16 protein-coding genes and 2 tRNA genes are annotated in these 18,207 nt (G+C 62.6%); 16 read left to right on the forward strand and 2 right to left on the reverse strand.

Features of this window, described 5'->3' with window-relative positions; translation table 11 throughout:
- The first annotated feature begins 178 nt into the window (after nt 1-178).
- The 9 genes from QQK18_RS25645 to QQK18_RS25685 all read left to right on the forward strand — a co-directional run bounded on the left by QQK18_RS25645 (nt 179) and on the right by QQK18_RS25685 (nt 7,149).
- Complete coding sequence (locus QQK18_RS25645) at nt 179-595, forward strand: VOC family protein (protein WP_284343235.1); 417 nt, start codon at nt 179-181, stop codon at nt 593-595.
- 182 nt (nt 596-777) lie between these two features.
- Nucleotides 778-1,242: a YcbK family protein gene (locus QQK18_RS25650; protein WP_284343236.1), complete on the forward strand. Its 465-nt coding sequence runs from the start codon at nt 778-780 to the stop codon at nt 1,240-1,242.
- Between the two features lie 73 nt (nt 1,243-1,315).
- Nucleotides 1,316-1,390, forward strand: a tRNA-Glu gene (locus QQK18_RS25655).
- 50 nt (nt 1,391-1,440) lie between these two features.
- Nucleotides 1,441-1,515, forward strand: a tRNA-Glu gene (locus QQK18_RS25660).
- Between the two features lie 137 nt (nt 1,516-1,652).
- A complete protein-coding gene (locus QQK18_RS25665; RefSeq protein ID WP_284343237.1) occupies nt 1,653-2,024 on the forward strand; it encodes a SpoIIAA family protein in 372 nt (123 codons plus the stop codon).
- Between the two features lie 358 nt (nt 2,025-2,382).
- Nucleotides 2,383-3,999 (forward strand): OpgD/OpgG family glucan biosynthesis protein, encoded by a 1,617-nt coding sequence (locus QQK18_RS25670; RefSeq protein ID WP_284343238.1) that lies wholly within the window; start codon nt 2,383-2,385, stop codon nt 3,997-3,999.
- Nucleotides 3,989-4,144: a hypothetical protein gene (locus QQK18_RS25675; RefSeq protein ID WP_284343239.1), complete on the forward strand. Its 156-nt coding sequence runs from the start codon at nt 3,989-3,991 to the stop codon at nt 4,142-4,144. Before QQK18_RS25670 ends, QQK18_RS25675 begins: the two co-directional genes overlap by 11 nt.
- Before the next feature lie 30 nt (nt 4,145-4,174).
- Complete coding sequence (gene mdoH / locus QQK18_RS25680) at nt 4,175-5,884, forward strand: glucans biosynthesis glucosyltransferase MdoH (protein ID WP_284343240.1); 1,710 nt, start codon at nt 4,175-4,177, stop codon at nt 5,882-5,884.
- Nucleotides 5,885-5,925: 41 nt separating this feature from the next.
- Nucleotides 5,926-7,149, forward strand: coding sequence for an OpgC family protein (locus QQK18_RS25685; protein WP_284343241.1), 1,224 nt, complete (start codon nt 5,926-5,928; stop codon nt 7,147-7,149).
- Here QQK18_RS25685 and QQK18_RS25690 read toward each other — a convergent pair.
- Both QQK18_RS25690 and QQK18_RS25695 read right to left on the reverse strand, forming a co-directional pair.
- Complete coding sequence (locus tag QQK18_RS25690; protein WP_284343242.1) at nt 7,146-9,086, reverse strand: DUF5054 domain-containing protein; 1,941 nt, start codon at nt 9,084-9,086, stop codon at nt 7,146-7,148. The genes QQK18_RS25685 and QQK18_RS25690 overlap by 4 nt on opposite strands.
- Entirely contained in the window at nt 9,083-10,138 is a 1,056-nt protein-coding gene (locus QQK18_RS25695; RefSeq protein ID WP_284343243.1) for a LacI family DNA-binding transcriptional regulator, read from the reverse strand. The genes QQK18_RS25690 and QQK18_RS25695 overlap by 4 nt, the downstream gene beginning before the upstream one ends.
- Nucleotides 10,139-10,419: 281 nt before the next feature.
- On the opposite strand from QQK18_RS25695, the gene QQK18_RS25700 reads away from it, so the two are divergent.
- From QQK18_RS25700 to QQK18_RS25730, 7 genes are all read left to right on the forward strand, one after another.
- On the forward strand, nt 10,420-11,754 hold the full coding sequence (locus tag QQK18_RS25700; protein ID WP_284343244.1) for an ABC transporter substrate-binding protein: 1,335 nt from the start codon (nt 10,420-10,422) through the stop codon (nt 11,752-11,754).
- 55 nt (nt 11,755-11,809) lie between these two features.
- A complete protein-coding gene (locus QQK18_RS25705; protein WP_284343245.1) occupies nt 11,810-12,706 on the forward strand; it encodes a carbohydrate ABC transporter permease in 897 nt (298 codons plus the stop codon).
- Nucleotides 12,707-12,708: 2 nt separating this feature from the next.
- Nucleotides 12,709-13,554: a carbohydrate ABC transporter permease gene (locus tag QQK18_RS25710; protein ID WP_284343246.1), complete on the forward strand. Its 846-nt coding sequence runs from the start codon at nt 12,709-12,711 to the stop codon at nt 13,552-13,554.
- Between the two features lie 50 nt (nt 13,555-13,604).
- Nucleotides 13,605-14,993, forward strand: coding sequence for a CehA/McbA family metallohydrolase (locus tag QQK18_RS25715; RefSeq protein WP_284343247.1), 1,389 nt, complete (start codon nt 13,605-13,607; stop codon nt 14,991-14,993).
- Nucleotides 14,994-15,330: 337 nt separating this feature from the next.
- Nucleotides 15,331-16,479: an extracellular solute-binding protein gene (locus tag QQK18_RS25720; RefSeq protein WP_284343248.1), complete on the forward strand. Its 1,149-nt coding sequence runs from the start codon at nt 15,331-15,333 to the stop codon at nt 16,477-16,479.
- Complete coding sequence (locus tag QQK18_RS25725) at nt 16,476-17,369, forward strand: ABC transporter permease (protein WP_284343249.1); 894 nt, start codon at nt 16,476-16,478, stop codon at nt 17,367-17,369. Before QQK18_RS25720 ends, QQK18_RS25725 begins: the two co-directional genes overlap by 4 nt.
- Before the next feature lie 2 nt (nt 17,370-17,371).
- Entirely contained in the window at nt 17,372-18,199 is an 828-nt protein-coding gene (locus QQK18_RS25730; protein ID WP_284343250.1) for an ABC transporter permease, read from the forward strand.
- Nucleotides 18,200-18,207 lie beyond the last annotated feature (8 nt).

Here is an 18,207-nt window from a genome sequence, read left to right on the forward strand (position 1 = left end):
CCTCAGCGGGGTACTCCACAGACTTGGATTCACTTTGTCCGATTCAGCAGCAAAAGTTAAGGAGGCGTTGACAATTTGTTTGGGCTTGGTCGGGCCATCGTCGCCGTTGCCGTTCGGGATGCGGGTTGCTAGACCTTTCCGGCAATCCTCTCCTTCCAATCCTGACAAGGAACAACCCATGCAGTATCTGCACACCATGGTGCGCGTCACCGACATCGAGGAAAGCCTGCGGTTCTATTGCGAGGGTCTCGGTCTCGAGGAGGTGCGCCGCAGCGACAATGAGAAGGGGCGCTATACCCTCGTCTTCCTCAAGGCACCGGGAGACACGGGCGGCGAAGTGGAACTCACCTACAACTGGGACCCGGAAGTCTATACAGGCGGGCGCAATTTCGGGCACCTCGCCTACCGGGTCAAGGATATCTACGGGCTCTGCCAGCACCTGATGGACCTGGGCGTGACCATCAACCGTCCGCCGCGCGACGGCCACATGGCGTTCGTGCGTTCGCCCGACGGTGTCTCGATCGAGCTCATCCAAGACGGGCACCTGGCTCCGCAGGAACCCTGGGCCTCGATGCCCAACACCGGTAGCTGGTAGGCCCGCATAGTCGCGGCGTGGTGCGAAATCCGGTTCCCCTTTTGCATGCCGCCACAGCGTCAACCCTTCGCTAACCAGCATGATTAGCTGCTGGTTAGCGAAACCAGCGGTATTTTAGCGACTTCGACAGACCGGCCGGCCTTTGTTGCGCCGCGGCCACATCCGGTACTGGGAAGACGCCGATGCGAATGCTCCTCACCGCCCTCACCTTCGCGCTCGCTCTCGGCGGCTGCGTGCCGCTGGCCATGTTCGCCGACGGATCGAGCTCGTCCTACAGGGGCTTGCGTTCCGACTGGGGGACGTATGTCTCGAGCCGCGAGGTCAATGCTCTCTGCCTTTCACCCAAATTGCGGCTCGCCATCTGGGATTTCGAGGGACGTTTCGGGCGCAAGGTGGTGATGAGCTCGGGCTACAGGGACAGCCACCACAATGCGCAGGCTGGTGGAGCGAGCGATTCCTATCACACCAAGTGCATGGCGGCTGATTTCCACATTCCTGGCGTGCCCAAGGAAGAGCTCATCGCCTTTGCCATGCGCAACGGCTATGTGGGCGGGCTCGGCTGCTATCCAGGGCGGAAATTCATCCATATCGACGTACGCGACCGTCCGCGCGGTTACACCCGGCCGGTCACCTTCAGCGGCTGCTGAATTTTCTCCACAAGCCTCCCGCAAATGGGGTTGCGCGATGGGGGCAACCTCACTATACGGACGCAGCGCTCAGGCGCCCTTCGTCTATCGGTCAGGACGCCACCCTTTCACGGTGGAGAGAGGGGTTCGATTCCCCTAGGGCGTACCAACCCTTGCGGAGAGCGGCACATATATAGTAGTAGACCGAGCTTGGTTCAGGCGCCCATCGTCTAGCGGTCAGGACACCACCCTCTCACGGTGGGGACAGGGGTTCGATTCCCCTTGGGCGTACCAAGCCACTTCTCTCGAAATCCCCGTCCCATCCGCCCACCTAGGCGCCGCTTGATGCAGGCGAGGCGGGGAACGTGGCGTTGCTGCGCACGTTCCGTCGGTTGCGGCAAGGCCGCGCTTCCAGACCGACGGAGAAAACCATGATCCAAGTCCTTGCGGCCCCCGGGCACGTCGCCGCCTTTCATCTGGCCGGGACCGTCACTGCCGGCGACTACGACCGCATGCTTCCCAGGATTGAGGAGAAACTCGAAACTCACGCAGACATCGGCGTGCTGGCTGACCTGACCGGGTTCGGCGACATGAGGGCCGGAGCAATCGTGCGTGATTTCCAGTACGGGCTCGGAAAGCTTGGACAAGCGCACCGGTTCCGGCGTGCCGCAGTGATTTCCGACAAGCAGTGGATCAAGGCGGCAACCGAGATGACAGACAGGCTCTTCCCGCAGATCGAATCCCGGGTGTTCCCGGAGGACGAGCAGGACCTGGCCATGCGCTGGGTGGCGGACATCCAGTAGCCGGATTTGGCCTCAAGCGTCCCGCGGACCCCGCGTCGTGCTTAAAAACGCCTCCATTTTCACTAACTGTCAGATGCCACTTGGGAACTTTCGAGCGCCGGCCCGCATTTCCATGCGAAATCGGGCCGCAATGAGGCCCGGACACAAATTGGTCATATCTCTCGGCGAAGTCGCCGGCTCCGGGCCGAGCCGAGCCTGGACCTGTTTGTCAACCGGCTGCGCTAATGCGCTGATTATGAGAAAAAAATAGTAAATGCAATTGGTGCATATCTGCCATGCGAGAACCGCTTCATAAATCCCGGAGTTAGTCGATATCTGCTGGCATAAGAAGCTGCCTGCCACCCAACAAGAGCATCAAGTGCAGTCCACACCCCCTTCCCCCTCCCTGTCGCGCCGCGCCCTGCTCGGGGCGTTCGGTTTTGGCGCCGCCCTCCTTTCATCAACAGCCCTCACGCGCCTCGCCTTCGGGCAGGACGCCGAGGCTCCTCCGGAGCCATTCGAATTCTCGTTCGATATCCTGACCGAAGCCATGCGGCAGCGGGCCGAGACCGAGTACCGGCCGGTCATCGAAGAGCTTCCTGATTACGTCGAGGAGCTCGACTATGACTCCTACCGGCGCATCCAGTTCCGGCGCGAGCGCGGTAAGTGGGCCGACAGCGACAGTCCCTTCCACCTGCAGGCCTATCACCTGGGGTGGCTGTTCAAGGAGCCCGTGCACGTATTTGAGGTCAATGACGGCAAGGCGGGCCCATTCGTCTTCACGGCCAACGACTTTGAATTCCACGATCGGGCTGTTGCGACCGCCGCCGACGGGGTCGTACTGCCGGGCGTCGCCGGGATACGGCTCAATTACCCGCTCAATACGCCTGAGACATTCGATGAGTTGATCTCGTTCCTCGGCGCCAGCTACTTCCGCGCGCTCGGGCGCGGTAACGCATATGGGTTGAGCGCTCGCGGACTCCTGCTCAATTCCTGGCGCGACGGGCCCGAGGAGTTCCCGCGCTTTACCGACTTCTACGTCGAACGGCCGGTGCCGGGCGAACCGATGACGGTCTATGCCGCCCTCGACAGCCAGAGTGTCACCGGCGCCTACCGCTTCGTCATCTCGCCACCCTCCGAGGAGGTACAGGAGACCGTCGTTGAGGTGACGGCGCGCCTCTTCTTCCGCCAGGATGTGGCCGAGCTCGGAATTGCGCCGCTGACGTCCATGTTCCTGTTCGCCGAAAGCAATCGGTCCGATTTCGACGACTATCGGCCGCAGGTGCACGACAGCAACGGCCTCTTTCTACGCCGCTCCAATGGCGAACCCATGTGGCGGGCGCTCAACAACCCACCAACGCTAGGCAATTCCTATTTCGGTGACGTCAATCCCCTGGCATTCGGCCTCGAGCAACGAGGACGCTCCTTCGAGGAATATCAGGATTCCGGCGCCCATTACGAGCGCCGCCCGTCGCTGCGCGTCGAGCCGGTCGGTGAATGGGGCGAAGGGGCCGTGCGGCTCATCGAGGTTCCGGCCGATCTCGAAGCAGAAGACAACATCGTCGCCTTCTGGGTACCGGCAGAGCCTGCAACCGCAGGCACCTCTCGGGAGTTCTCATATCTGCTGCGCTGGGGCGATCTGCTGCCCGATTCCCCCGATTGGGGGCATGTGGTGGAGACTCGCACCGGCCAGGGTGGCGTCTCGGGCGTCGAGAATGCGGAAACCTTGCGCAAATTCGTCATCGATTTTGCCGGCGGACCGCTCGCCGATCTCGACCCGGAGGCGGAACCGGAGCTTGCTGCCGAAGTCTCGGGTGCCGAGCTCCTGCATGCGACAGTCTCACGGATCGATGCGAACGGGGTCTGGCGTGCCGTCATCGACGTCGATGCAGAAGGCAGCGATCTCGTCGAGCTTGTCGCCTCGGTGCGTGACGATTCCGGTCGCAAATTGACCGAAACCTGGCTCTATCAGTGGAGAGCGCGGCATGAAGCATGACTTTGGCGACCTGGACGTAAAGCCCGAGTACCAGTTGCCGGATGCTCCCCTGCCCATGCCCACGCAAGTGCTGGAGCACGCGCACAGCAGATCCTGGTTCGAGCACCTGCGATCTCTCTGGGTACTCCTGGCAATTCGCAACTAACCGGTCGCCAAGGCGAGAGAAGGTTCCTAGATGGCTTCCGCCGCTGCAAACAGGGCAAGGCTGATCGCTGCTTCGGCGACGGTCTCGCTCCTGTCCACCTGGCTTTTCGTGCAGTTCAGCGCGCCCGGCGGGTTCAACACGCTCGACGGGCTGCGTGTGGCATTGGTGGCGATCAGCACCTTCTGGCTGAGCTGGGGCGCGCTTCTGGGCATAGCCGGACTCTTCTACCGCCCCAAGAACTCCGCTCCCCTCCCCCTGTCGCCTCCCGTCGGTCGCTGTGCGGTGGTGGTTCCCATCTACAATGAGGATCCGGTCGCCACCTTCTCGCGCATTGCCGCCATGAGCGCGGGGTTGAGCCGACTGGGCCTCCACGACCAGTTCGATTTTGTCGTGCTCTCGGATACGAATTCGCCCGAGATCACTGCTGAGGAAATCGAATGGTTCGACCGGCTGGCGAGCCAGGCAGAGGCCCGGGGCCATTTCTTTTATCGGCGGCGCTCCGAGAACATCGGCCGCAAGTCCGGCAATGTCGAGGACTTCATCCGCCGATCCGGCGCGGCATACACCTATGCGGTCATTCTCGACGCCGACAGCCTGATGAGTCCCGAAACCCTGGTGCTGCTGGCCAGGCGCATGGACGCAGACCCCACTCTCGGGTTGCTGCAGACCGTGCCCAAGATCATCGGCGCACGTACGTTCTTCGGCCGCATCATCCAGTTCGGCGCCAGCTACTATTCATCGACGTTCGCGCGCGGAACCGCCCTCATCCAGGATGCTCAGGGCCCGTTCTGGGGGCACAACGCAATTGTGCGGATGACGGCATTTGCGGACAATTGCGGCCTGCCGCGGCTTTCCGGCAAGCCGCCGTTCGGCGGGCAGATTCTCAGCCACGACTATGTGGAGGCTGCGCTACTTTCCCGGGCGGGCTGGAAGGTGGAAGTCGACCCTGACATCGACGGTTCCTTCGAGGAAGGGCCGGAAAACATCATCGAATATGCCAAGCGCGACCGGCGCTGGTGCCAGGGCAACCTCCAGCACGCCCGGCTGCTGACGGCGCCTGGCCTCCACTGGTGGAACCGCTTCACGTTCCTCCAAGGCATAATGGCTTATCTCGGCTCGCCCATCTGGCTTGCGTTCCTGGCGGCCAGCATCCTGTCGGTCGGCATGCCGCGCACGAGCTACATCACCTTCAGCCAGCAGGTCGCCTCCAATATTGCGGCCTGGAGTCTGGTGGGGCTGATCACGTCGCTTCTGGTGCTGCCGAAGTTCTTGATCGTCATCTCGAGCGCTCTGAACGGAACTAACCGCAAGTTCGGAGGCATGCGGGCGGTCCTCGCATCAGCGGGCACCGAGATCGTCTTTTCGAGTCTTATCGCACCGATAACGCTCCTCATGCAGACCCGATCGGTCTTCCAGGTCCTGTTCGGGATCGACGGCGGATGGCCGGCGACGAGCCGGAACGAGCGGAGTCTGACCCTCAAGCAGGCCTGGGAAGCCAGCTACTGGATCGTGATGATCGGTGCGGTCGTGCTTGCCGTCACCCTCGCCATTGCGCCCAATCTCTTCCTCTGGCTGCTGCCGGTCATCGTCCCGATGGCCCTGGCGCCCATGCTCATCGCCTACAGCTCCATGGTTTCGGACGGTCGTGACGGTCTGCTGCTGATGACGGCAGAGGAATACAACGTCGTGCCGACCATCGATGCGCGCGACCGCGTGCGCAGCCACTGGCAGAGCGCATAAACCCCGCAGAGAACCAATCCTTGACGCACGAGCCCCAAGACATGCGCACCCTGTCGGCCGCCAGCACGACCCGAGCCGCCGAGAGCGGTGAAACCACGCTCGCCGACTACATCCCCGCGGCGCCAGCCGTGCCGGCGGCTCTCGCTGCCGGACGCGATCTGCGCCTTGATATGTTCCGTGGCCTCGCCCTGGTGATGATCTTCGTCAACCACGTGCCGGGGACGGTTTACGAGCGGCTGACCAGCCGCAATTTCGGCTTCTCCGACGCGGCCGAGGCGTTCGTACTGATGTCGGGTATCGCGGCCGGGCTTGCCTACTCGCACGGATTTGCCAACGGGCTCAACTGGCCGGCAGTCGCTAAGGTGTGGGCGCGGGCGCGTCAGCTCTATCTGGTGCAGATCACCATCACACTCTTGGCGCTCGCCGTGTTCGCCGCCGCGGCGCTCTGGTTCGACCGGCCCGAGATCCTGGCAAAGAACAACGTCGCGGCGCTCTTCCAGAAGCCGCTATCGGTCATGATCGGCATCCCGACCATGCTGCACCAGTTGGGCTACTTCAACATCCTGCCGCTCTATATCACGCTGCTGTTGGTGACGCCGGTCCTCATCCTCGTCGGCCTGCGCCGACCCTGGCTGCTGCTCGGCCTGTCGGTCGCGCTGTGGATCGCGGCCGGCCAGTTCCGCCTCAACCTACCGAACTTCCCCAACCCCGGCGGCTGGTTCTTCAACCCCTTCTCCTGGCAGGTGCTGTTCGTGGTCGGGCTCCTCGCCGGCGTGGCGATGAAACAGGGACGGACGTTCTTTGCCTACAATGCCACGCTCTTCTGGGTCGCCGTCGGGTATCTCGTCCTGGTGCTGATCTGGGCGCGCGTGCCGGCAACGGCCGATATAGGCTGGGCGGCGCTGAACGGGCTGAGGAAGCTCGGCGCCCCGTTCTATCTTGTCGGCTTCGATAAGACGTTCCTGTCCCTGCCCCGCCTCTCCCACATCCTGGCGCTCGCCTACGTGCTGGCCTCGCTTGGCAGCATCAAGGCTTTCGCCGGCACGGCCTATGCGCAGCCGCTGATTCTCATGGGCCGCTATGGACTGCCGGTCTTTGCCACCGGATCGGTGCTCAGCATGGTGCTGCAGACCGTCAGGTCCGGCACGACCGCCAATCCGTTAAGCGATGGAATGATCCTTGCCGGCGGCCTTGCCGCGCAGCTGGCCCTCGCCTGGTGCCTGTTCAAGACCAACGAGATGCGCGCAGCCGGGCAGAAAGCCTAGCCGATCGTCAGCACGAAGCGAATCACAAGGTCGCCCTCCCACCACATGGTGAAATTCGTGCCCCACTTGTTGTTGTGGAGGTTGAAGCGGATGCCGGCGGAGAGGTCGGGTGGCGCGGCCGAGAACGGCATGAAAGCTCTTCCCGCGGGCCCGACCAACGGCGCATCAAGCGGCTCGACCATAAAGGTTCCGGCCGACAGGGTCATAGCCACCGCTTCGACAGCCTGAAGCTGTCCGCCGCCGCGGTGGGCCACGCGGTCACCCGGCTGCCAAAGATCGAACTTGCGATAGCGCCAGCCGGTCGCGCCTTCGGGCGTGACCGAGAGAAAGCTCGCTTCGGGCATGCGGTTGGCCGGCTTGTTGCGCAGCGTCAGTTTCAGTAGCAAGCGCCTGTCGTCGAGAGCTTCTGCACCCAGTTCGATGCGCTCGGGCGCCCCGAGTATCCGATGTGCCTCATCGGGCATTGCCATAACCGACACCGGATTGCCGTCCGACCAGCCGCCGCCGATACGTCCCGGGGCAAACGTCTCGTGGCGCGCTGTCCGCGCTCCGGAAAGCCCGGGTTTGTCGTGGTCGAGGATCGCCCATTCGTCCCGATGCTGAAGGTAGGTGTCGAGGTGGGCCTCAAGCGCGGCGCTGTCGTAGCTTTCGTAGCGATAGGCGACCAGTGCGCCGTCCTTGCCCGTCAGGACGGCTCCGCCAGGCGCAACAATCTGCGTCACATCACCGGTCGTTGCGTCCAATGCGAGCGTCCAGCCGCCGATCTCCAAGAGCCGCTCGTCTTCGTCGACAATATCGGGCGTTGGCTTGGGTAACAGCTCATCGAGCCGCATGTGGGCTGTGCTGCGGTCTGCGGGAGCGAGTTCAGCGATCGCCTTGTCGATATAGGCTCGCTGCTCAGCCCAGGAGGCCTCGGTGAAAGCGAAGCGGTAGTCGCCGGCGCGGGCTGCTTCGAAGTCGGGGCGGTCCCAGGCCGTCTCGTCCCGAAGGTACGTCTTGATGTCTACGCCCCAGGTATGCTCGGCCACCAGCGTCAGACCACGCCCGAAAGCGCGGCGCTGCGGCGTCAGATCGGCTTCGAAAGACTCGTAGAGCCGCTGCAGGGCCTTAAAGCGGGCGAGCTTGATGGGGTCGCTCGCTGCGCCGTGGATCCAGCTGTCGCCGATCTCGAGGTCGACGACTGGGAACTCCTCCCGCCGCTCCCACATCAGCACGCCGAAGGCATCGAGGGTCGACGCCCTGACCTCGACATCGGGGTGCTCGTGCACCATGTGGCGGTGCACCTCGACCGTCTGACCCACGCTTTGCGGGCCCATATTGTCGTTGGTGTGGGCAAAGCTGAGCCCCACCTCCCCGCTTGGCGCAAACTGCGTCGCTCCATAGGAATTCTGGTACATGACGACGATCTCCTCTCCCGCGGGCGTGCGCCAGCGAAAGAGATCGGGGACATCAGGGACTGGGCTTGCTGTGTTGACTCCGAGGTGCAGGAAACGAACGCCCGCCTTGGCCAGGATCGGCACCATGCCCAGCGTGTGGCCGGGCACATCGGTCATCTTGGCTGCTATCGTCGCGATGCCGAACCGCTCGTCGAGCTCGCGGCCGATGGAAAGACCGGCCCGGAACAGGGCCGGCGACATCAGCTCTGTATGGGTGGTGAACGGCAGGGCATGCCAGCGGATGAGGCCGCGCTCGATGGCGCGCTCGAGCCGTGCGACCTTTTCGGCATCCTGAGTGTTGAGGTGGTCCCAGATCAGCCAGGCGCCGGTCGTCCAGACGAAGCGAGGATTGGCGGGATCTTCGGCATGGAAGTGCTCGCCGGTTGTCAGCGCCTGCGGGATGAACTGCTCGTGGTACTGACGCCGCACCCGTTCGGCATGGTCGGTAAAGCCGATGTCGAGATGGGTCTTGAAGACGAGATGGATGGATTTTCCGGTCATGATGCCGATCCGCGCTTGCCCACCGTGCCGCGTACGACGAGACGGGTTGGCACTGTCTCCTCCAGGGCCGGCGCACGCGGATTCTTCAGTCGGCGCAGGATGAGGCGGACAAGCGCGCGCACGCGCAGGTCAAGGTCGATCTTGACGGTGGTCAGGTTGTAGCTCTTCCAATGGGCATGATCGATGTCGTCGAAGCCGACAACCATGACATCCTCGGGCACGCGCAGCTTCAACTCGTGCCGCAAAGCATCCATCACGCCGAAGGCGCCGACGTCGTTGGCGGCAAAGACCGCGTCCACGCCTTCGCCCATGCGGAAGAGATCGAGCGTGGCCGCATAGGCAGTGTCGTATGTGAAATCGCCGGGGATCATAACCGGGGCCGGCAGGTTACGTTCGCGCAGGACGGTGCGCAGCGTTTGCTCGCGCGCCACGCTCGCCAGCGATCGCTCCAGCCCCGAGAGATAGCCGATGCTGCGCGCGCCATAGCCCTGCATCATGGCAATGGCCTGCTCGATGCCGTCGCGGGCAAGGACATTGAGGCTGTCGAAAAGATGCTCTCCGTCCGGCGCTTCGCCCACCTCAGTCCCGGTGGGATACCCGATATAGATCGGCACGGCATGGCCGAGCACCTTGGCGAGGGTCTGCGGCCGCACATTCTCGGTGTAGGCGATGACCGAATCGAGGTTGAAGCCACGCATGTAGGCGAGGAGCGTCGGATCGATGCTGTAATCGGTGCGCGTCTTGAAGAGCAGCGTGGCAAAGCCCTCGTTCTGCAGCGCCTTGGTCAGCGCGTCGATCTCCTGGCTTTCCCACGGACTGCACACGTCGGGCACAATGACGCCGACGAGGTGTGAGCGGCGTGTCACCAGGGCACGCGCGGCCCGGTCGGGCGCATAGCCCAGCGTCTGGGCCACGTCGAGGATATGGGCGCGCTTGTCGGCCTTGATCGAGGCCGCGGGATTGAAGGCACGCGAGACAGCCACACGCGATACCTTGGCCACCTTGGCCACCATCTCGGCGGTCGCCCGCGGCGGGCGTTCGGGTGCGTCCAATTTTGGTACCCTTCGTCGTCGTCATAAATGCAAGCGTGTTCAAAATCTGGAAACGTCAAGCCCTTGCACGGCCCGAGATCCGGACCGGACGTGTGACATGTGCAGTGATATGCACCACTTTTCATGAACTTTCCATGACATGTTCATGCTCATGAACCGGGTTGACGAATGAACACGTGTTCATTCTACTGTCATGCGGACGGCGTATGGGAGGCGCCGCCGCTGCGACAGGCTCAAATGCCTGCGCGACCAATCATTCCTGCGGGAGAGGGAACAACATCATGAAATCGGTTTTTTCTGTCAGCCTGGCGACCCTTGCCACGGCGCTGATGGCCGGCACGACGCTCGCTGCCGACCTGCGCATCCTGACTGCCGTCACCGGCGGCAAGGACGCCGCCGAGCACGAGCAGTTCGTTGAGGAGCTGGAGCAGCACCTGGGCCTCGATATCGAGATGATCAAGCCGGCCTCGGACTACAACAACGTCCTTTTCACCTCGCTTGCGAGCGGGGAGCGCTACGACCTCATCTATGGCGATTCCGGCATGTTGGCAGGCCTCGTCGAGCAGGGCGCGATCCAGGACATGACCGATATGGTGGCCGCTTCCGCGGTGCTCTCGGACGTCACAGTCATTCCCGAAGCTGAATGGGCGCTCTTTGACATCGACGGGCGCAAGTGGGGCGTACCCAACAAGTTCGAGGGCGGCACCCTCCCCACCGTCCGCCAGGACTGGCTCGAGGAGTTCGGCATGGAAGCGCCAGTCACGCTCGATGACTGGACGGAATTCTTCCGCCGCGCCAAGGAGGAGAAAGGCGCCTACGGGCTCTCGACCTCCAAGCTATACGACATCCAGGGCTTCATGTCGGCCAACGGCGTCAAGGCCGGGTACGTCATGGTCGACGGCAAACGCACCATTCCCTACGCCACGGATGCCGCCGCCGAGATCTACGATTGGTTCGGCATGCTGGCCAAGGAAGGGTTGCTTGATCCCAACTTCACCACCAACGGCTCGGGCGAGTTCCGTAACCTATTCATGACGGATCGCGTTGCGGCGGTGACCTACTGGGATGCGTGGGTCGGCCTCTTCAACAACATCATGGCCACGGACAACCCCGAGTCGGGCTTCGAGGCCAAGGGTGTCGCCGGTGTTCCGGGGCCCGACGGCGAGATCATCCTGCGGCGCGGCAACGCCTCGCTCTGGATGATGCCGGCCAACGCCGAACATCCCGAGAACGCCATGAAGTTCCTCGAGTTCTGGCATTCCGAACCGGGCTACATCATGGGCACGCTCGGCATCAAGGATGTCGACTATACGATGACCGCCGACGGCGAATACGAACTGACCGAGCAGGGCCAGGCGCACGGCATGGATCACGGCGCCCCGCGCGTCGCCTCGACCACCTGGGAACCGCCCTTCCCGCCCCTGCCGGGGGTCGAGGAGGCCCAGGCGATCATCATGGAACATGCCACGACCGAGTTCCTGCCGGCTGAATGGCCCGAGGCGCAGGCCATCATCGAAAAGCATTCGTTCCCGGCAATGCTCGGTGAGACCACTGGTGCTGAAGCGGTCGCCGCCATGCATAACGAGTTGCTGGCCGCCGGCCTTATCGACGAATAAGCACAAGTGGACCGCAGGCTCCCGTCCTCTCTGGCGCGGGAGCCTGCCAAAGCCCATGCAGCGAACGCCCCTAATACTCGCCCAAATCCAGCGCCACTGGTTCCTTTACGTGCTGATCGTACCGATCATCGCGTATTTCTGCGCGTTCCTTTTCTATCCGATGGGCCAGGGTATCTACCTCTCGTTCCAGAAGGCGGGGCTTCTGGGTCCGGTCGGGTTCATCGGGCTCGATAACTATCAGAAGGTCTTTTCGACCCCGATGGTGTGGCAGACTATCTGGAACACGCTGATCCTGGCCGCCGGCATCACCTTCTTCGGCGTCATCCTGCCGATCATTCCGGCAATCGCGCTCGTCGAGGTCTTCCCGGACTGGCTGAAGCGGTCCCTGCAGACGATCATTTATACGCCCTACCTCTTCTCCTGGGTCATCATCATCGGCATCTGGTCGAACACGCTCTCACCTATCGGTCTCGTCAATTCGATCCTGACGCAAACGGGCCTCATTGAGCAGCCCATCACCTTCTTTGCCAGCCCCTTCTGGGCGAGGCCGATGGTCATCGGGCTGACCGTCTGGAAGGACATCGGCTTCCACGCCCTCATTTATCTCGCCGCCCTGCTCTCGCTGAGCTCCGACGTCCTGGAAGCGGCCGAGATCGACGGGGCGAACGGGTGGCAGAAGATCAAGGACATCGTGATCCCCCACCTGATGCCCATGATCCGGGTGGTGTTCATCATCACGCTGCTCGGCTCGCTGCGTACTTTCGATTCGGCATTCCTGATGCTCAACGGACGCACCGCCGACCAGATCAGGACGCTCGCCATCTTCACCTACGAGCGCGGCATCCTTAATTTCGATCTCGGGGTCGCGAGCGCTGCCGGTGTGGTGCTGCTCGCCATTTCGCTCGTCATCGCGGGCCTTGCCCGGCTCCTCATCCGCGAGGAGCGCGACTGACGATGCTCAAGAGCCGCTCGATCACAGTCATTTCCTTCCTGGTGCTGTTCGCGCTCGCCGCCATGATGATCGTGCCGCTCTGGTCGGTCGTGGCCACCGCGTTCTCGACCAAATTCGGCTCGCTGCAGCCGGGCATCATCCTCTGGCCGGACCCGTGGTCGCTCGCGGGCTACGACACGCTGTTCCGCCGCCTCAACTTCCTTTTGCCCTTCGCCAATACGTTCTACGTCACGGTCGTCGGCACCACGCTGCACGTGCTGCTCTCGGCGATCGGCGGTTACGTCCTGGTGCATGAGGAACTGCCGGGCCGACGGATCATCGCCGGCATCATCCTGTTGACGCTGACGATCCCCTCGCAGGTGATCCTGGTGCCGCTCTTTGTCGTATTCAAGCAGTTCCACCTGCTGAACACGCTCCTCTCGCTGATCGTATCGGAGCTCGTCTCGGCCTTCTCGATCCTGCTGATGAAGACCTATTTCGAGCAGGTTCCCAAATCAATGATCGAGTCCGCCCGCATGGACGGAGCCGGACACTTCAAGCTGCTCAAGGATTTCTATTTTCCGTTGGCATTGCCCGGGGTCGTCACCGTCGCGGCTTTCCAGATCGTCCACAAATACAACCTCTTCATAGAGCCGCTGCTCTTCATCAATGACCCGCAGAAAGTGACGCTGCAGATCGCCTTGCAGGCGGTGATCCTCGGAGAGAGTTCCACCTCGACCAACGACTTCATCGCCCCCAACGTCACCATGGCGGCCATCGTCGTAGCGCTGGTGCCGCTCCTCATCTTCTATCCCTTCATGCAGCGCTATCTGATCCGCGGCCTCACCATCGGCGGGGTCAAGGAGTGAACACCCCGTCTATGCCTCAGCAGTCCAAACTATCGGCAGCGACCGTAACCGTGACCATCACGCCGGCCGACAGGGCCGCCGATCCCTATTTCTACGTGCCGTTCGATGTGCCCGCGGGAACGAGCCGTATTGATGTGACCATGGCCTATCCCAAGGCCGAAGACTGTGTGATCGACCTCGGCGCCTTCGATCCGCGCGTCACGGACTACCCCTCGACCGAGGGGTTCCGCGGCTGGAGCGGCGGCGCGCGCGACCGCTTCTTCATCGCGCTCGACGATGCGACCCCCGGCTATGTGCACGGCGAGATTCCACCCGGTCGCTGGCAGGTGGTGCTGGGGCTCTACAAGGTGCCCGAACGCGGTGCGACGGTGACGCTGACCATTGCGCTCGACGATGCCCCCCGCCCGCTCGCCCCGCAGCCGGTGCGTCTGCGGCCGGTGCGGATCGGTGCCGGCTGGTACCGGGGAGACCTCCATTGCCACACCTGGCATTCCGACGCCAAGGGATCGCCTGAGCTGCTGCATGCGGCGGCAAAACAAGCTGGGCTCGATTTCCTGGCCGTCGCCGATCACAACACCACTACCCAGCGACGTTATTTCCACCAGCACTCCTCGCCCGACCTCGTCTTCGTTCGCGCCATGGAGGTGACCACCGCCGAAGGGCACGCCAACGTCTTCGGCGTCGACGACTGGATCGATTTCCGCATGACCAGGCCTTCCGACGCTCACACTCTGGCGCGCATGGTGCACGAGCGCGGCGGCCTGCTCTCGGTCAATCACGACAAGCCGCCGATTCCGTGGGCCTATGACTTGCCGGTCATCGACTGCATGGAGGTGTGGCAGGCCAACTGGTTCAACTGGAACTGGTCTTCGCTCGAGCGCTACCAGCAGCGTCTGGCCTCGGGCCTGCGCATCTCGGCCATCGGCAGCTCCGACTACCACCAGCCGGACCGGCTCATGCCCGAAGGCCCGTTCGTTCTTGCCCGGCCGACGACCGTACTGTGGCTGCCCGAGCTTTCCGAAGATGCGGTTCTCGCCGCAATGAAGGCCGGGCGCGGCTATGTGACCGAAAGTCCGACAGGCCCGCACCTCGCCATTGGCATCGCCGGGCACCCGATGGGTTCGTCGGTACCCGGAAGAACGGTTACCGCCGAAGCGGAGGTCAACGGAGCGGCGGGCGATAGATTGGTCTGGCTCGATGCGACGGGCGTCGTCCACGAGGAGACCGTCGCCAGCGACTTCTGGAAGAGCGAGTACTCCGGAACACCGTCCCGATTCCTGCGGACCGAAATTGTGGCCGAGGCCAGTCGCCAGCGACTTATCGCAGATTTCACCTCTGAGCTTGGAGACAAGCCTCTGCCCTGGGGCATTACCCCGGCCGACGTGAAAACGCGGCCGCTGCGGCGGGCGCTCTCCAATCCGATCTACATCGATGGGTGATCGAAAATGGTCCGAAGGGTCGCCATTTTTGGAACGTTCGTTCCAATCGAGAAAACTCGACTATTCACAGTCAGTTGAACGAGGGAGTTCAGGCTTGATGAGAGAGTTTGAGTTTTTCCAACGCTTTGGAGGGAATTGCTCGCGGGGTGTAACAATAGTGTCTTGGAGTTGTGTTTAGTCCCACCATCGCTGCCGGCAATATCCTTAAATTTCAGCTTGCAGCCGTGGTTCGTCGGTCCATACTCTAGGGGTAAGAGCCGGCGGAAGATCGGTCGAAACTGGTGGCGGAATGGTCCGGCGCCTGGAACAAACGTTCGAAGAAATAAGGGAGAACAACATGAAACGGCGTGAATTCATGCTTGCGGCCGGCGCGGTCGCCGGCTCCACGATGCTGCCCCGCCTCGCTTTCGCCGAAGCCGGCCGCATCGACTGGTATACGGCATCGGACTCCAACATCCTCGATTTCTGGACCAATACGGTCAAACCAGCCTTCGAGGCAGCCAATCAGGGCATTACCCTCAATCTCGTTGATGCCGGTGACGGCAGCGGCCTCACCGCCATTGCCGAGCGCGCCATCGCCGCCATGGACACCAACACAGATCCTCAGGCCGACATGTTCGAGTCCCACGATCCGCTGGTGCCGGCAGGCGCGGTCGAAGCCGGTCTCTGGGTCAATGTCCGCGAGGCGGGCCTTTCCAACGTCGACAAGGTCAACCCCGCCGCCTGGCAAACCGACTACTCGCTTCCCTATCGCGGCTCGCAGGTGCTGCTCGCCTACGACACCACCAAGCTCTCGCCGGCCGATGCTCCCAAGAACTGGGACGACCTCGTTGCCTGGATCAAGGCGAACCCCGGTCAGTTCATCTACAACCGTCCTGACAAGGGTGGTTCGGGTGGCAACTTCGTGCGCCGCGCTATTCATCAGGCCAATGGGCTCGATCCCGCCGCCTTTACGCTCGACAACTATACTGACGAGTTTGCTCAGGAGGCACTCGGCAAGGCTTGGGACATCCTCGCGGATATCGCCCCCTCGCTCTATGACAACGGCGCCTACACCTCTGGAAATACGCAGTCGATCCAGCTCCTCGCCCAAGGTGTGGTCACGATGACTCCCGTCTGGTCGGACCAGGTGCTGCAAGCCATGAACGAGGGTGTCCTGCCCGAGGACACCGGCCTGGTACAGCTGCAGGATCTGGCGCTGGTCGGCGGCTTCTCGGCGATGACGTTCCTCTCCAATGGCGTCAACAAGGATGTGGCGCTCCAGCTCGGGGATTTCATGCTGAGCGAGGAAATGCAGACGGCGATTCTCACCGAGATCGGCGGCTTCCCCGGCGTTTCCTGGGACTACGTCTCGCCCGAACTGCGTGAACGTTTCGCCGACATCGTGCCGACCTCCATCCCGACCTTCCCGGGCGGACCGTGGGGCGAAGCCATCAACGATGGCTGGTACCGCAACGTCGCACCGAACGTCCCCCGCGACTCATGAGTGCAGCCGGGGGCGCGGTGCAGGCACAGCCGGAGCCGCTGGACGAAAGTGAAACCCGCAGGAGGCCATATGGCCTCCTGCTTGTCGCCGCCCCAGTACTCCTGGTTGGCTGGCTGGTCATCTGGCCAATTGTCTCGGCGGTCATACGCACCTTATGGCAGCCGGCGGACGACGGTGGTTACGAGTTCACTCTCGAAACCTATGTGTTCTTCTTTTCCGACCGTTACAGCCTCGACAACCTGACAGTGACGCTGTGGACGACGGGAATGTGCGCCCTTTTCCTGCTCGTTATCTGCCTGCCGATCTCACTCTACCTGCGTTTCTCCGTCGGGCGCCTGCCAGCCTATGTGCAGAGCCTCGCGATCTTCCCGATGTTCGTGCCCTCGATCATTCTTGCATATGCGTTCATCCGTGTGCTGGGCCCCAACGGCATGGTCGACATCCTGTTGAATGCGGTTGGCCTGCCCAAAATCAGAACGCCCTACCTCACCCCGTGGGGACCGGTCATCGGGCTCGTCTGGGACAACATCCCGCTGACCGTGCTGATCCTGCTGTCCGGCCTGGGCAACGTCTCGAACCAGGCGATCGAAGCGGCCCGCGATGTCGGCGCGCGCTGGCTCCAGGTGCTCTGGTACATCATCCTGCCGCGCATCGGAAATTCGATCCTCGTCGCGCTGTCCTTTTCGGTCCTCGGAATCTTCTCATCCTTCACGCTTCCCTATGTGTTGGGTCCGGCGGCGCCCGAGATGATGGGGCCATTCATGCAGCGCACCTTCCGGGATGTGAACGATCCGCAGATGGCCATCACCCAGGCCGTGATCACCTTCGGGTTCTGCATCGTCTTCGGCCTGTTCTATGTGCGTTCAGTCGCGCGCAACCGGGGGAAATAGCGATGGCAGAGACCCTCACAATCCCCCGCGGTCGGATCGATTTCCCAGGCATCGGCTTTGCCATTGTGCTGTCCGCCGTCATCATCTTCCCGCTGATCGTCGTCGGAACCTGGGCCTTCACGGAGGTCTGGCGCTATCCCAACGTCGTGCCGCAGCAGTTTGGTCTCAGGTTCTGGAACCAAACGCTTTCTCGGGCCGATGTGTGGTCGGCACTGACGCTCAGCCTGCAGCTCTCGACCGTCGTCACCCTCCTTTCGGCGGCGATCTGCCTTCCGGCAGCCTATGCGTTTGCGCGCATGACGTTTCCGGGTCGGAATGTGCTGTTCTTCTCGTTCCTTGCCGGCCACGCTTTTCCCAAGTTCGGTCTCCTGGTCGCTATCGCGGCGATCTTCCTGCAACTCAATCTCATCGGCACGTTTTGGGGCGTGGTGTTGATCCAGCTTGTCGGCACGCTGCTGTTCATGATCTGGATTCCCGTCGCCGCCTTTCAGTCGGTCGATCGGCGCATGGAAGAAGCCGCACGCGATGTGGGCGCTTCGCCGCTACGCGTCTTCTGGTCGATCACACTGCCGCAGGCAGGGCCGACTATCGCAGCCGCCGTCCTGCTCTCGTTCGTCGGCACCTTCTACGAAACCGAAGGCGCCTGGCTCATCGGCGCGCCCGGTATCCGCACCATGCCGGTGCTGATGATCACCTTCATCAACAATCAGATGGTCATCCAGTACGGGGCGGTACTGTCCGTCCTGCTCTGGGTGCCCTCGTTCATTGCCCTGCTCTTTGCGCGCCGCATCATTGGTGGTGGCGCCTTCGCGCGCGGCTTCGGCGGCTAAAGGGAGAA

Origin of the sequence: Devosia nitrariae (assembly GCF_030160115.1) — a bacterium.
Taxonomy (GTDB): Bacteria; Pseudomonadota; Alphaproteobacteria; order Rhizobiales; family Devosiaceae; genus Devosia; species Devosia nitrariae.